We start from the raw sequence: 13996 nt of genomic DNA, 5'->3' as shown, positions 1-13996 counted from the left end.
TTCGGGCGGCTTAGGCTGCGTTCCCGAAGTGCGTCCATCATCCGTATTCCGCCCATAATGTGACGATTAGCGTGACAATATTTGTACCGATGCGCGGATACCCATGGTGAATCAGTCCTCAAACAACAGCTACACCTCTGGCGATGCTGAACTCGCGTATATCGCTGTTGAGCACTTATCGCTGACTATCGGTGCGAAAGCTACGAACGCTATTCTGCGGGATATTTCGTTCGCTGTGGAATGCGGTAGCCTGGTTGGTATTGTCGGGCCGAATGGTGCAGGTAAATCGTCGTTACTCAGAGCAATCTATTGCCATCGCTACGATCAACCGGCCTCGCTGGCGGGGCAGGTGATGATTGCCGGGCACCCGGTACACCTGATGAGCAGACGCGAGCGAGCCTGTAAAATCGCGGTTGTGCTGCAGGAATCGGCACTGCCTTTCGAGGTGACCGTGCGCGAAGTTCTTGCAACCGGCCTGACGCCTCGTAAGCCACTGCTGTCGTTTACCAGCAAAGATGACACCCGGTTAATAGAAGGGATAGCAGCCGACCTCGATCTGACGCGTTTTATTGATCGTGATTTCGGCTCTCTTTCAGGTGGAGAGAAGCAGCGGGTGTTGATCGCCCGCGCACTGGTACAACAACCTCAGATTCTTCTTTTAGACGAACCTACCAACCACCTCGATATTCAGCATCAGATAGAGACGCTAAGCCTGGTCCGGTCATTGGGTGTTACGGTACTTCTTACCATTCATGATCTGAACATGGCCGCGGCTTACTGTGATCAATTGCTGGTATTGAATAAAGGTCAGCTGGTGGCCAACGGTGAACCCTTCCAGGTGCTTACCAGCGAATTAATTCAGGATGTATTTCAGGTTGCCGCAGATGTTGCTGTGATCCGTAACACTTATACCCATGAACGCCGTATTCGTATTGCCTACGATATGCCTCCGAGTCGGACTATTGCTCCCGGATCAGCTGGAGAGCGCAGGGAATGAAAATGCCGTACGGGTTAACTGTTGCAATAACTTTTTCTGTGCTTTGCCTTTCGGTGATTGGTGCGGCGGCACAAGGCGCCTTTGATCTGTCGCTTCTGAATGTCTTTCAGGGCGTCATTATCTGTCCATGGACGAATGATTGTGCGTTGTCGCCGATCGAACAGCAGATTCTTACGGATATTCGCCTGCCGCGGATTTTTATGGCTTTACTAACGGGCGCTGGTCTGTCGATTACTGGCGCTATTCTGCAATCAGTAACCCGTAATCCGCTGGCTGATCCGTATTTGTTTGGTATTTCATCCGGGGCCGCTCTAGGTGCGGTGCTGGCCATGTCTGCTTTCACTGGGGCCTTTTCTGGGTTTCTGGCGGCGACGGGCCTGAGTGTCGTATTTAACGTGACCACCGGGGCGCTTGCGGGCGGAGCGCTGTCTGTTTTTCTGATGTTGACGCTTGCTGGGAAATCAGCGGTTCAGGTCGAAAAGCTGCTGCTTTCCGGGGTGGCAGTTTCTTTTATGCTCAGTGCATTTACCAGCCTTGTGATTTATTACTCAACGCCAGAAACTGCAGCTACATTATTGTTCTGGCTGATGGGCAGTTTTTCGGGCAGCAACTGGGCTGATCTTATTTTGCCTCTTTTGGCTGTGGTGCTTGGCAGTGGTCTGTTTTTCATATTTTCGCGCTGGCTCGTCGTGATGCAGCTGGGCGAAGAAAGTGCCGCTACGCTAGGTGTGCCTGTACATAAGTTGCGGTTGGGGATGTTGCTGGTGTGCTCGGCAGTAACGGCGATTCTGGTTGCAGAGGTCGGCGGCATCGGATTTGTTGGGTTGATGATTCCCCATATAGTGCGGTTGCTCGTCGGCGGGCAGCTGCACAGGGTACTGCTGATGTCTCTGTTGGTTGGTGCGACCTTTATGATCTGGGTGGATGTCCTGGCTCACTCTTTACTTCAGGATCAGGTTCTGCCCGTTGGTATTGTGACATCCGCGCTCGGCAGTCTTTTCTTTTTTATTATTCTTAAGCAACGACAGAGTCGTTGATGGCAGGTGTTATGTTTTCCGTTTCTCCGGTGTCCCGCTCAAGGGATGCTGCCATTCAGCAGCGTATTGATATGAAAACCAAGCCGCCCGGCAGTCTGGGGCAGCTTGAATCATTAGCGGCTCAGCTGGCAGCGATCACCGGTGTCGAAAAGATCCGACTGCATAAGCCTGCCATGTTGGTATTTGCAGCAGATCATGGCATTGCAGAAGAGGGGGTGAGTATTGCGCCTCCTGCGGTGACGCAGCAGATGGTTAAGAATTTTATTAATGGCGGTGCGGCAGTGAACTGTTTCTGTCAGGTTGCCAGCATGGCTTTGTACGTTATTGATGCAGGCATCCTTAATGCCGTTGAGAGTAGCCGCGTTATAAATCAGCGCCTGGGAGCGGGCACTAAGAATATTGCTAAAGCGCCGGCAATGGCACGCGAAACCGCAGAATCAGGACTAGTACTGGGGGCTGAAATAGTGCGTCAGCGAATCGCAGAAAGCAGTAATGTTTTTGCGTTTGGTGAGATGGGAATTGGTAATACGTCGGCGGCATCGGCGGTGCTCGCTGCTATTCTTGGGCGTTCAGTAGAAGAGACTTGTGGTCGTGGTACAGGCATTGATGATGATGCCTTTGAACGCAAAAAATCGCTCATCGCTGAGGCACTCGAGCGTCATCAGTCGACGCCTGAACCTGACGATACGATGAATATTCTGGCTTCTCTCGGTGGCTTCGAAATTGTCCAGATCACCGGTGCTATGTTGGCCGCGGCTGAGAAGCAATGTGTCATTATGGTTGATGGATTTATCGCGTCAGTAGCGGCGCTGGCGGCGGTCAGAATAGCCCCGCAGGTACGGGATTATATGGTCTTCTGTCACCACTCAGAAGAGCAGGCTCACACTCTGATCCTGGAGGCTCTCGATGCTAAGCCGTTACTGGATCTTGGATTGCGACTGGGAGAAGGAACCGGCGCAGCGCTGGCGTACCCGCTATTGCAGTCGGCGCAGTCTTTTTACAATTACATGGCGAGCTTTGATGATGCAGGTGTCACTGCGGTATGAACAGGTTGAGTGAACAGCTGAACCTGTGGTGGATTGCCGTGGCCTTTTTTACGCGAATACCGGTACCGGCCTCGGTCGAGTTCAGTCAGGCGAGCCTTAACCGCGCCAGCCGTTATTTTCCGGCAGTTGGATGGCTGATCGGCGCTCTGTGTGCGACGGCTCTGTGGTTGTTGATGTTGGTCTTTCCTCAGAATGTTGCTGTCTTGATTTCCATTGCAATCAGCCTGCTGCTTACCGGTTGCTTTCATGAAGATGGTCTGGCAGACACCTGTGATGGGCTGGGCGGCGGATGGACCCGCGAGCAGAAGCTAAGCATTATGAAAGACTCCCGCATCGGCACGTACGGCGCTGCGGCTCTATGGGTGTCACTTACGCTGAAATTCGTTGTTTTATCCCAGTTGATCAACCCGGTTCTGGCACTTCTGGTCGCGCATCCTTTGAGTCGAATTATTCCGACAGTATTTATCGCTGCTATGTCTTATGTCTCTGACGTTGATACCTCAAAAGCCAAGCCTTTGGCTGAGTCAGGCTCGGGTGCGGATACGGCTATTGCGATAATCACAGGTTTAATCGCGCTTATGTTTATCAACAACCCGTTCATTATTCTGTTCGTCTTACTCGTGTTGGCAGGCGTTGCGTACGTATTTCTTAAGCGTCAGATTGGCGGGTTTACCGGCGATGCCTTAGGAGCAGTTCAGCAGGTCAGTGAACTGGCTATTTATCTCTCGTTACTGGCTCTGAGCGGGAGCTTCTCTTGATTCACTTAGTGACGGGCGGAGCCCGATCCGGAAAAAGTCGTTATGCCGAACAGCTTGCTAATGAGCGGGCTGAGATTACCTATGTGGCGACAGCGACACCGGGAGACGACGAAATGGCGGCGCGCATTCAGCGTCACAAGAAAGATCGACCGGCGCACTGGGCGCTGGTTGAGGAGCCTTTTGAGCTGTCCTCGGTCGTGAGTGTGTCGTCGTCAACGCTCCTGATTGACTGCCTGACGTTATACCTCACTAACTGGCTCTGCAATGAACAGCGTTGGCCCGACTTTGAGCAGGAAAAATCCGAATTGCTGAGCGCACTGAAAAAAGCCTCGGAAGTACCAGGGCAGGATATTTTTATTGTCACCAATGAGGTGGGGAGCGGCATTGTTCCCCTTGGTGAATTAAGCCGCCGGTTCGCTGATGAGGCAGGGTGGCTGAATCAGGCCGTAGCCGCCATCGCCGATGACGTTACTCTGGTCGTTTCCGGGTGCCCACTGGCATTAAAACGTAATGGAGTACTGCTTCATGGCTGATGCTCATACTTCGTTGCCGGTAAAAGGCTGCCTGATGGTTCAGGGCACAACGTCTGATGCTGGCAAGAGCCTGTGTGTGACCGCGCTATGTCGGATACTTAAGCGCTGGGGTATTTCGGTGGCGCCATTTAAGCCTCAGAACATGGCATTGAACAGTGCGGTAACGAACGATGGCGGAGAAATCGGGCGGGCTCAGGCGCTTCAGGCCGAAGCCTGTGGTTTGCCTCTGTCGACGGACTTCAACCCGGTATTGTTGAAGCCGAATTCGGATATGCGCTCTCAGGTCATTATTAATGGTAAGGCCGTCAGCGAGCTCGACGCACGACGTTTTGGCAACATTAAAGAGCTCGCATTTGACCATGTCTTAGCGGCATTTCAGCGACTCAAAGAACAGTACGATGTGGTGATTGTTGAGGGCGCAGGCAGTCCGGCAGAAGTGAATCTTCGCAAAAATGATATTGCCAACATGGGCTTTGCCGAGGCGGTAGATTGTCCTGTCGTTCTGATATCGGATATCGATCGCGGCGGTGTGTTTGCGCATCTTACAGGTACGGTAAATATTCTTGCGGCCAGTGAACAGGCAAGAATTAAGGGCTTTCTGATCAATAAATTCCGCGGCCGGATCGAGTTACTCCAGGACGGCCTCGACTGGCTGGAAGACTACAGTGAGAAACCTGTACTGGGAGTACTGCCGTACATTATGGATCTGCGTCTTGATGCTGAAGACGGAATAAACCGGGCTCTGCATGAAGAAAATCTTAATCAGTCAGACCAACAGCGCATTGTTATTAAGGTGCCGGTGCTGCCACGTATCAGCAATCACACCGACTTCGAACCGCTACTTCAGCATTCTGGCGTTGTGCTTGAGTATGTCACTGCTGGTGGTGACCTGTCGGGCGCTGACCTCATTATCCTTCCGGGCAGTAAGAGTGTTCAGGCTGATCTGGCTTACCTGAGGGAGCAGGGGTTCGATCGACAGATTCTTAAGCACCTGCGCTACGGTGGCAAAGTGCTCGGTGTCTGCGGTGGTTTTCAGATGTTGGGTCAGAAAATTTCTGACCCGGAGCAGGTCGAGGGCACGATCACAGAGTCCGAAGGTCTTGGTTTACTTGATGTCAGTACTCGACTCACCGCAGAAAAGCAGCTTAAGAACGTAGACGGTGTGCTGAGTAACTCCGGGAATAAGATCAAAGGGTATGAAATTCACTGTGGTATCAGTGAAGGGGCAGGCCTGCAGACTCCCTTTTGCTGTCTGACCGATCAGCAGGGAAATTCATACACTGACGGTGCCATATCTGGCGATGGCCAGGTGATGGGGACTTATGTTCATGGCCTATTTGACCACCCGGAAACCTGTGAGTTTATTCTTGAGTGGGTATCTGGTTCACCGGGAACGGCAGAAGATTGGCAAGCACTGCGTGAACGTGAAATTGAACGTATCGCTGATATTTATGAAGAGCATATCGATATGGACGACCTGTTGGATATCATTCAGTAGGGCAGCTGTCACAGATCATTTTTTAAAAATAGAAATTATCAAATATACGAGGTCAGGTAATGTCGAAGTCAGAAGAAGAGTTGAAGCAGGAACGCCATAAAAAGAAAGCGCAGAAACAAAAAGAAAAGGTTGATGCCAGTATTGCGAAAGCGACAGAAGAGCGCGGTATCGTGATCGTGGTAACAGGCAATGGCAAAGGTAAATCAACCTCTGGCTTCGGTACGGTTGCACGCGCTGTAGGCCACGGATACAAAGCGGCGGTTGTTCAGTTTATTAAGGGGCAGTGGGACTGTGGTGAAAGAAACCTGCTTGAGAATAATGGCGTACCTTTCGCCGTCATGGGCACAGGCTTTACCTGGGAAACACAGGACCGAACGTCTGATATTGCCGCAGCAGAAGAGGTCTGGGCGCACGCTAAGGAATACCTTGCTGACCCTCAGTACCACGTTGTTCTGCTCGATGAGCTGACTTACATGCTCGGTTACGATTACCTCAATAAAGAAGAGGTGTTGAACGCCATCCGTAATCGTCCTGAAAATCAAAGTGTTGTTGTTACCGGGCGTGGCGCAATCAAAGAACTACGAGACCTGGCAGATACCGTCAGCGAAGTAAAAGATGAGAAGCACGCATATCGCGCGGGAATAAAAGCCCGTAAAGGTGTGGATTGGTGATCCGCTGCTTCTTTGCTTTCGCATTGATGCTGTGTGCGTGTTTCGCAGTAGCATCGAAACCGATAGAGCGAATCGTTGCCCTGTCCCCGTCTTCGACCGAGATGCTGTTTGAAATGGGTCTTGGTAAAAGGGTTGTGGGTACCGTCGAGTGGGCAGACTTCCCTGAAGCGGCAAAAGCTATTCCGCGTATTGGTAGTTACGCCGGTATTAATATCGAGGCGCTTATCGCGTTACAGCCCGATATTGTCGTGGCATGGAAGAGTGGCAATAAAGAATCTGATCTTCAGAAGCTTGAAGCGCTTGGGGTGAATGTTCTTTACATCGACCCCAAAACGATGGATGCCGTAGCTGATGATATGGAGCGTTTGGGTAGCGCCGTTGGAGAACCTCAGGCTGGGAAAGAAGCGGCAGGTCGTTTTCGTGACCGCTACAGCGCACTAAAGCATCAGTTCGCCAATGCCGATCCTGTCCGGGTTTTTTACCAGTTATCTTACGAGCCATTGCGCACGGTCGGGCAAGGCAGCTGGGTCGATGCTCTGATCAAAGATTGCGGCGGTGACAATGTGTTTGGCAAAGCACCGTCACACTACCCCGTTGTGGCTTTTGAGAGTGTGATTGCCCGCGACCCTGAGGTCATCATTATGTCGAGCCACACGAACGTGGTGAACTCGAAAGAGGCTTTGTGGAGCGAATGGCCATCCGTCGCTGCTGTCAGGGAGGGGCACCTTATTCCGGTAAACAGCTCAGCGCTGCTGCGTTCTGGCCCGCGGGCGACGGAAGGCCTGGCGCTACTCTGCAACGCGATCAACCAGGCACGGTGACCTGTCTAACGGTTACCGGCAGATCTTCTACTTGAAATGCCGGTTTCTGCCCCCATCTGTACCGAAAGCGACACATCATTTACATCTGAGACACAAGGTACAGAGTCATGACAACGATTGTATCCGTGCGCCGTGGCGACGAAGTCGTCATTGGAGGCGACGGTCAGGTTTCACTGGGCAATACCGTAATGAAAGGCAATGCCCGCAAAGTCCGCCGCTTATACGACGGTAAAGTCCTCGCAGGTTTCGCTGGTGGCACTGCTGACGCTTTTACCCTGTTTGAAAAGTTTGAAGCCCAGCTGCAGCAGCATGGTGGTCAGTTGACCCGTGCAGCCGTTGAGCTGGCAAAAGAGTGGCGCTCAGACCGTGCTCTGCGCAAGCTCGAAGCTATTCTGGCCGTGGCAGACCACACCGCCTCTCTGATTATTACCGGCAATGGCGACGTACTGCAGCCCGAGGATGACCTGATCGGTGTTGGATCAGGTGGTAATTATGCATTGGCTTCGGCTCGTGCCTTGTTGGAAAACACCGAGCTTGGCGCTCGTGATATCGTCGAGAAGAGCCTTAATATTGCTGGCGAAATCTGCGTGTTCACCAATACCAACCTGACCATTGAGTCGCTGAAAGAGAGCGATGTAACCGGCGACACTTCAGGAGCAAATGCATGAGCCAGATGACACCTCGCGAAATCGTCCACGCACTGGATCAACACATCATCGGTCAGAATGATGCCAAACGCTCTGTGGCTATTGCCCTGCGTAATCGTTGGCGCCGTATGCAGCTTGAGCCAGAGCTGCGTGATGAAGTCACGCCAAAGAATATTCTGATGATTGGCCCGACCGGTGTGGGTAAAACTGAGATTGCCCGCCGTCTGGCTAAGCTTGCGAATGCGCCTTTTATCAAAGTGGAAGCCACCAAGTTTACTGAAGTGGGTTACGTGGGTAAGGACGTAGAATCCATTATCCGTGATTTAGTCGAAACTGGGATCAAGCTTCTGCGTGAGCAGGAAATGAAAAAGGTACGCACCCGCGCCGAAGAACTCGCTGAAGAGCGCATTCTCGATGTGTTGCTGCCACCGGCCCGATCCTCTACCAGCTGGGACACGACCGAAGAACCTAAGCAGGAAGACAGCTCCGCGCGCCAGGTTTTCCGTCGTAAACTGCGCAACGGTGACCTTGATGATAAAGAAATCGAGATCGATGTCGCTCAGGTGAATACTGCCGGTGTAGAAATCATGACACCTCCAGGTATGGAAGAGATGACCAGCCAGTTGCAGAACATGTTTGCCAACCTGGGCGGTGATAAAAAGTCCAAGCGTAAGATGAAAATTGCGGATGCCTTTAAGCAGATCTGCGATGAGGAAGCCGGCAACCTACTGAACATGGAAGAGCTGAAAGTCCGTGCGCTGGAGTTGGTCGAACAGAACGGTATCGTCTTTATTGATGAAATCGATAAAGTCGCTAAGCGTCAGGACAGCGGTTCTGGTGGCGATGTATCCCGCGAAGGGGTGCAGCGCGACCTCCTACCGTTGATCGAAGGCTGCACTGTCAGCACCAAGCACGGTATGGTGAAAACAGACCATATTCTGTTTGTTGCCTCGGGCGCGTTCCATCTTGCACGGCCTTCGGATCTGATTCCCGAGCTTCAGGGCCGTCTGCCTATCCGTGTTGAGCTTGAGGCGCTCACTCCGCACGATTTTGAACGCATTCTGACCGAGCCTAACGCGTCTTTAACAGTGCAGTACAAAGCGCTGATGAAGACCGAAGGGTTGGACATCGACTTCACTGCGGATGGTATTAAACGCCTGGCGGAGATCGCTTATCAGGTCAACGAGAGCACCGAGAACATCGGCGCCCGCCGCCTGCATACACTGATGGAACGCCTGCTCGAGAGTGTGTCGTTTGACGCAACGGACCTGACCGAACAAGTGACCATTGACGGAGCTTACGTCGATCAGAAGCTGGGTGCTCTGGCACAGGATCAGGATTTGAGTAAGTTTATTCTCTGATAATGCAGCACTTATAAAAAAAGCCCCCGTTTAAACGGGGGCTTTTTCGTTATCTATATTCTGAAACGAGCAATCTGCTCAGACAGTCTGTTGCTGCATTTTTCACGGCATCAGCGGCCTTGTCGGCGTTATCAGCAATTTCCTGAATGGTCTGACTCATCTCGGTTGCGCCTGTGGCGACGTGGTCGCTTTCCTGCATCTGTTCGGCATTCAGTTTTCGTGTCTCTGAGCCCATTGCCGCGATCTCACGTCCCAGTGATGCGACTTCGTTGGTGGCATTCACACTTTCACGGATAATGTCGTGAATCTGACTGATAAACTGATTGAAGGATTGACTAAGTCGTGTGATTTCTTCCTCGCCAGTGATTGGAATCCGTTGGGTAAGATCACCGTCTCCTTTGGCAATACTACTCATGGTGTGACGCAACCGGGGAGCGGTCGTGCACCCAGAAATAGATATTACCATCGCGAAGTGAACGCAGAGCATCCAGTGCAGCCTCTTTGGCACCTTCTTCACTTAATACGCCTTCCCGAACCATGCGTTGATAGCGTTCCAGCAGGCTATGGGCACTGTTCACGAGTGACTTAGCGGTGTTTTCTTTGGCGGTGTATTCGGCAGCGAACATAACATCGTACTGACTTCTCAGTGCTTTTGCTTCGAGGAGTAGGATACAGATCCGTGCAGCGGCCATTATCAGCCATAAGCGGGCGCGAATGGACAGGTTTCGCAGAAATGTCATGGCGTAGCATCTCCGGGATAGTAAACTTAGGAATTGAAATGAGTATAGAAGTTGAAACCAGGTCTGCTGGTTAAATTGTAATTTGGAGTCTATGTGGTCCCTGAAGCCATCAAAGTAAAGAAATCCAGTCGCTGCGTTGCATTGACTTACGCCGGTGTTGAGTACGAGCTCAGCTTTGAAATGCTGCGTGTGCTGTCACCGTCAGCCGAAGTGCGTGGGCATGGTGTCGGCAATGAAGTGCTGCAGTTTGGCAAGAAAGACGTCGGTTTGCTGAGCATGGAGCCAGCCGGTAACTATGCACTCAAGCTGACTTTCGACGATGGACATGACTCCGGGCTTTACGACTGGAAGTATCTGCACCATCTGTGTCTCAACCAGGATACGCTCTGGCAGGACTACCTTGACCGGCTGGAAGCTGCGGGTAAGAGTCGTGAATCCTCACAGATCAATTTCAAGGCGTTATGAACCCGGACGTAGCTCGTTGAGCCTTCTGTGCCTGCATGGGGCCTTTGAACACTGCGCCCGTGCTGTATACTGACCCAAACTTTTCCTTCCAGGAGTGATCGCTTGAGCGATACCAAGAAGACAAAAACCTTCAAAGACCCGAATGCTGCCGCTGAGGCTGAAAAATACGACAACCCGGTGGCGAGCCGCGACGCACTCTTGATGGTGCTTGAAGAAGCGCCCAGCCCCCTGACGCACCCTGAAGTCTGTGAAGTACTTGGGGAGACCGACGAAGATCGCGTTGAAGCAGTGCGTCGTCGTCTGATTGCCATGTGCCGGGATGGCCAGCTGATCAGCAACCGTCGTAATCAGTTTATGCCGATGAAAAAGGTCGACCTGGTACAGGGCACCGTCATGGGGCATCGTGATGGTTTCGGTTTTGTGCTGCGTGACGAAGGTGATGACGTCTATCTGTCGAATCGACAGATGCGGAAGGTTTTCCATGGGGACAAGGTCGCTGTGCAGATTCTGGGGCTGGATCGTCGTGGTCGCCCGGAAGGTAAGATCGTTGAGGTTTTACAGCGCAACACGCAGCAGATCGTTGGGCGTTACTTCGAAGAGTCGGGCGTGGGCATTCTACAACCCGACAACAAACGCATTTCGATGGAAGTTCTGATTCCGGCGGATGGCCGTAACGGTGCGGAGCACGGTCAGTTCGTTGTGGCGAATATTACCCGTCAGCCGTCACCGAAAGGTCTGCCGGTGGGGGAAGTCATTGAGGTACTGGGCGAACATCTTGCGCCGGGTATGGAAATCGACGTGGCGATCCGAAGCCACAATATTCCTCACGAATGGCCAGAGGAAGTCGAGGCTGAAACTAAGAAAATTCCGGATCAGGTAAAAGCAGCAGACAAGAAAAACCGCATCGATCTACGTCATCTGCCATTCGTCACTATTGACGGTGAAGACGCCCGCGACTTCGACGATGCTGTGTACTGCGAGCGCAACAAGAACACTGGTGGCTGGCGCTTATGGGTGGCCATTGCCGATGTCTCGCATTATGTGAAGGTGAAATCTCCCCTCGATAATGAGGCGTATCAGCGCGCGACGTCGGTGTATTTTCCGGGCTTCGTTGTACCGATGCTGCCAGAGAAACTGTCCAATGGTTTGTGTTCTCTGAACCCGCACGTCGACCGCCTGACCATGGTCTGTGAAATGACCATCTCCAAAGCCGGGCGTATTTCAGGCTACAAGTTTATGGAAGGGATTATTCACTCCCATGCCCGCCTGACGTACAACAAAGTCTGGGACATGATTAATCCGGATGCCGACAAAGAGACTCAGGCCCAATGGCGTGAACATTACGCCGATGTCGTGCCTCACGTCGATGAGTTGTATCGCTTATTTCATATTCTCCGCGAGCAGCGTGAAGTCCGTGGTGCGATGGATTTTGATTCGGTCGAAACCCGTATCGTGTTCGATGCAGAACGCAAGATTCAGGAAATTGTACCGACCGAGCGCCATCACGCACACATGCTGATTGAAGAGTGCATGTTGGCGGCGAACGTCTGTGCGGCTGATTTCTTCACTCGTTATGAGATTCCGGCACTGTACCGCGTTCACAAAGGCCCAAGTTCAGAGAAGCTCGAAAACCTCGGCGCTTTCCTCGGTGAAATGGGGCTGACGATGCCAAACGGTAAAGATCCTGCGCCTAAGGATTACCAGACGCTGCTCAGCCAGATTGAAAAGCGCCCGGATTCGCACTTAATACAGACGGTGCTACTGCGCTCACTCAGTCAGGCGAAGTACGAGCCTGAGAACGAAGGTCACTTTGGTCTGGCGTACAAAGCGTACACGCACTTTACGTCACCGATCCGTCGCTACCCGGACCTTCTGGTTCATCGCGGTATCCGCAGCGTTATCCGCAGTGAGCAGGAGTGTAAGCACGTACTTCGCGCAGAAGGCACGAAGAACATGGCCAAACGTACGATTTATCCATACGACCTGCAGGCCATGGTCAATATGGGCGAGCACTGCTCTATGGCCGAGCGCCGCGCAGACGATGCTACCCGTGATGTCACCGACTTCCTGAAGTGTGAATATATCCGCGACAAAGTGGGTGAAGATTTTGAAGGTGTTATTTCTGCCGTAACAGGGTTCGGTTTATTCGTTGAACTTAAAAATGTTTACGTCGAAGGCCTCGTGCATGTCAGCACACTGCAGAATGATTTCTATCAGTTCGATGCGGTTAAGCATCGTCTTATCGGCGAGCGCACGCGTCGCAGCTTCCGTCTCGGTGACAACATCTGGGTGAAAGTGGTTGGCGTTGATCTGGATGATCGCAAGGTCGACTTCGAATTAACTACCGCGCCTGTTAATGCCGGACGGAGTGCTGATAGCCTGGATATGCCGAAACCCGCTCGCTTACCGCGCAAGCGCCCTGCTGGTGGCAAGGCGGGCGAGAAAAAGGGCATGACCAAAGAAGAGCTGATGAATCCGGGTAAAAAGAAAGCCGGTTCAGGTAAATCAGGCGGACCGGGCTCGACCAGGGCCGACAGCAAAAAAACATCGAAGAAAAAGCCCAGTAAACGCCAGAAGCTGAACGCTAAGAAAAGTGCAGGAGCATCGGGCAAAGCTGCTTCTAAATCGACCGCTAAGAAGAATCCACGTAAGAAAAAATAAATGAAGCTTGAATCGGTTTACGGCATCCACGCCGTTACAACACTGCTGCAACGATCCCCTGGTCAAGTGGTGGAAATCTGGGTTCAGAAAGGTCGGGTTGATGCAAAAATGCAGAAAATCCTCGATCTGGCAGAGGCCGAAGGCTTGTCCGTCATGGAAGCCGATAAGGGGTTGCTTAACCAGAAGGCGGAAGGCAACCATCAGGGTATTGTGGCACTGAGAAAACCCGTGCAGGGGAAGTCAGAAAAACACCTGCCGGATATCCTCGATAACATCACTGGCGACCCGTTTGTATTGATTCTCGATGGCGTGACTGACCCTCATAACCTGGGGGCCGTATTACGTACCGCCGATGCGGCAGGTATTCATCTGGTCATCGCTCCGAAAGACAAGTCGGCACCGTTGACGGCAGTGGCTGCTAAAGTCGCTTGTGGCGCTGCAGAAGCAGTGCCGTATATTCAGGTAACGAACCTGGCGCGGACCATGAAAGACCTGCAGGAGCGTGGCATCTGGATTATTGGTACGGCGGGCGAAGCAACCACCACGATTTACCAGCAGGACTGCAAAGGCCCTCTGGCGTTGGTCATGGGCGCTGAAGGCCCGGGCATGCGTCGCCTGACGCGAGAGCATTGCGACCACCTTGTGAAGATCCCCATGGCCGGTGAGGTCAGCTCACTGAATGTGTCAGTAGCAACCGGTGTCTGTCTGTTCGAAGCGGTGCGCCAGCGTGGTGGTGCCTCGGGTAAAACGTCCGGATAAGT

Annotated in this window: 15 protein-coding genes; 13 read left to right on the top strand and 2 right to left on the bottom strand. The window is 52.4% G+C overall.

Translation table 11 applies throughout. The features are described 5' to 3' along the window. Window positions 1–106 precede the first annotated feature (106 nt). The 10 genes from AC5E51_RS11320 to hslU all read left to right on the top strand — a co-directional run bounded on the left by AC5E51_RS11320 (window position 107) and on the right by hslU (window position 9369). Complete coding sequence (locus tag AC5E51_RS11320) at window positions 107–997, top strand: ABC transporter ATP-binding protein (protein ID WP_301387974.1); 891 nt, start codon at window positions 107–109, stop codon at window positions 995–997. Then, the gene (locus tag AC5E51_RS11315; protein ID WP_297530871.1) at window positions 994–2034 is read left to right on the top strand and encodes a FecCD family ABC transporter permease; all 1041 of its coding nucleotides are present in this window, start codon (window positions 994–996) and stop codon (window positions 2032–2034) included. The genes AC5E51_RS11320 and AC5E51_RS11315 overlap by 4 nt, the downstream gene beginning before the upstream one ends. After that, the gene (gene cobT / locus AC5E51_RS11310) at window positions 2034–3080 is read left to right on the top strand and encodes a nicotinate-nucleotide--dimethylbenzimidazole phosphoribosyltransferase (RefSeq protein ID WP_301376748.1); all 1047 of its coding nucleotides are present in this window, start codon (window positions 2034–2036) and stop codon (window positions 3078–3080) included. The genes AC5E51_RS11315 and cobT overlap by 1 nt, the downstream gene beginning before the upstream one ends. Then, window positions 3077–3838, top strand: a complete 762-nt coding sequence (locus tag AC5E51_RS11305; RefSeq protein ID WP_301376747.1) for an adenosylcobinamide-GDP ribazoletransferase — start codon at window positions 3077–3079, stop codon at window positions 3836–3838. Before cobT ends, AC5E51_RS11305 begins: the two co-directional genes overlap by 4 nt. Then, window positions 3835–4371 (top strand): bifunctional adenosylcobinamide kinase/adenosylcobinamide-phosphate guanylyltransferase, encoded by a 537-nt coding sequence (gene cobU, locus AC5E51_RS11300; RefSeq protein ID WP_301376746.1) that lies wholly within the window; start codon window positions 3835–3837, stop codon window positions 4369–4371. The genes AC5E51_RS11305 and cobU overlap by 4 nt, the downstream gene beginning before the upstream one ends. After that, the gene (locus AC5E51_RS11295) at window positions 4364–5869 is read left to right on the top strand and encodes a cobyric acid synthase (protein WP_491778607.1); all 1506 of its coding nucleotides are present in this window, start codon (window positions 4364–4366) and stop codon (window positions 5867–5869) included. Before cobU ends, AC5E51_RS11295 begins: the two co-directional genes overlap by 8 nt. Window positions 5870–5928: 59 nt before the next feature. After that, window positions 5929–6540: a cob(I)yrinic acid a,c-diamide adenosyltransferase gene (gene cobO / locus AC5E51_RS11290; RefSeq protein ID WP_068436697.1), complete on the top strand. Its 612-nt coding sequence runs from the start codon at window positions 5929–5931 to the stop codon at window positions 6538–6540. Next, entirely contained in the window at window positions 6537–7361 is an 825-nt protein-coding gene (locus AC5E51_RS11285) for a cobalamin-binding protein (protein WP_301376744.1), read from the top strand. The genes cobO and AC5E51_RS11285 overlap by 4 nt, the downstream gene beginning before the upstream one ends. Before the next feature lie 107 nt (window positions 7362–7468). Next, entirely contained in the window at window positions 7469–8029 is a 561-nt protein-coding gene (gene hslV / locus AC5E51_RS11280; RefSeq protein WP_076515703.1) for an ATP-dependent protease subunit HslV, read from the top strand. Beyond that, on the top strand, window positions 8026–9369 hold the full coding sequence (hslU, locus tag AC5E51_RS11275) for an ATP-dependent protease ATPase subunit HslU (protein ID WP_297530887.1): 1344 nt from the start codon (window positions 8026–8028) through the stop codon (window positions 9367–9369). Before hslV ends, hslU begins: the two co-directional genes overlap by 4 nt. Before the next feature lie 49 nt (window positions 9370–9418). Here hslU and AC5E51_RS11270 read toward each other — a convergent pair whose 3' ends face one another. After that, window positions 9419–9784: a HAMP domain-containing protein gene (locus tag AC5E51_RS11270; RefSeq protein ID WP_297530889.1), complete on the bottom strand. Its 366-nt coding sequence runs from the start codon at window positions 9782–9784 to the stop codon at window positions 9419–9421. Continuing rightward, entirely contained in the window at window positions 9777–10109 is a 333-nt protein-coding gene (locus AC5E51_RS11265) for a cache domain-containing protein (protein WP_301376743.1), read from the bottom strand. Before AC5E51_RS11265 ends, AC5E51_RS11270 begins: the two co-directional genes overlap by 8 nt. Window positions 10110–10202: 93 nt before the next feature. Between AC5E51_RS11265 and AC5E51_RS11260 the strand changes: the two genes are divergently transcribed. From AC5E51_RS11260 to rlmB, 3 genes are all read left to right on the top strand, one after another. Continuing rightward, window positions 10203–10574, top strand: a complete 372-nt coding sequence (locus AC5E51_RS11260; RefSeq protein WP_301376742.1) for a gamma-butyrobetaine hydroxylase family protein — start codon at window positions 10203–10205, stop codon at window positions 10572–10574. Between the two features lie 102 nt (window positions 10575–10676). After that, the gene (gene rnr / locus AC5E51_RS11255) at window positions 10677–13235 is read left to right on the top strand and encodes a ribonuclease R (RefSeq protein ID WP_301376741.1); all 2559 of its coding nucleotides are present in this window, start codon (window positions 10677–10679) and stop codon (window positions 13233–13235) included. After that, the gene (gene rlmB, locus AC5E51_RS11250; RefSeq protein ID WP_297530895.1) at window positions 13236–13994 is read left to right on the top strand and encodes a 23S rRNA (guanosine(2251)-2'-O)-methyltransferase RlmB; all 759 of its coding nucleotides are present in this window, start codon (window positions 13236–13238) and stop codon (window positions 13992–13994) included. Window positions 13995–13996: the final 2 nt, after the last annotated feature.

This window comes from Thalassolituus sp., from assembly GCF_984348125.1.
Note: the sequence above shows the minus strand (reverse complement) of the source record. Positions and strands in the feature narration are given on the sequence as shown.

What these genes read in the sequence shown, in the direction of transcription:
- cobO (WP_068436697.1), top strand. Translation starts at nt 5,929, where the DNA reads ATGTCGAAGTCAGAAGAAGAGTTGAAGCAGGAACGCCATAAAAAGAAA.
- hslV (WP_076515703.1), top strand. Translation starts at nt 7,469, where the DNA reads ATGACAACGATTGTATCCGTGCGCCGTGGCGACGAAGTCGTCATTGGA.
- AC5E51_RS11315 (WP_297530871.1), top strand. Translation starts at nt 994, where the DNA reads ATGAAAATGCCGTACGGGTTAACTGTTGCAATAACTTTTTCTGTGCTT.
- cobT (WP_301376748.1), top strand. Translation starts at nt 2,034, where the DNA reads ATGGCAGGTGTTATGTTTTCCGTTTCTCCGGTGTCCCGCTCAAGGGAT.
- AC5E51_RS11295 (WP_491778607.1), top strand. Translation starts at nt 4,364, where the DNA reads ATGGCTGATGCTCATACTTCGTTGCCGGTAAAAGGCTGCCTGATGGTT.
- rlmB (WP_297530895.1), top strand. Translation starts at nt 13,236, where the DNA reads ATGAAGCTTGAATCGGTTTACGGCATCCACGCCGTTACAACACTGCTG.
- AC5E51_RS11305 (WP_301376747.1), top strand. Translation starts at nt 3,077, where the DNA reads ATGAACAGGTTGAGTGAACAGCTGAACCTGTGGTGGATTGCCGTGGCC.
- AC5E51_RS11270 (WP_297530889.1), bottom strand. Translation starts at nt 9,784, where the DNA reads ATGAGTAGTATTGCCAAAGGAGACGGTGATCTTACCCAACGGATTCCA.
- AC5E51_RS11265 (WP_301376743.1), bottom strand. Translation starts at nt 10,109, where the DNA reads ATGACATTTCTGCGAAACCTGTCCATTCGCGCCCGCTTATGGCTGATA.
- hslU (WP_297530887.1), top strand. Translation starts at nt 8,026, where the DNA reads ATGAGCCAGATGACACCTCGCGAAATCGTCCACGCACTGGATCAACAC.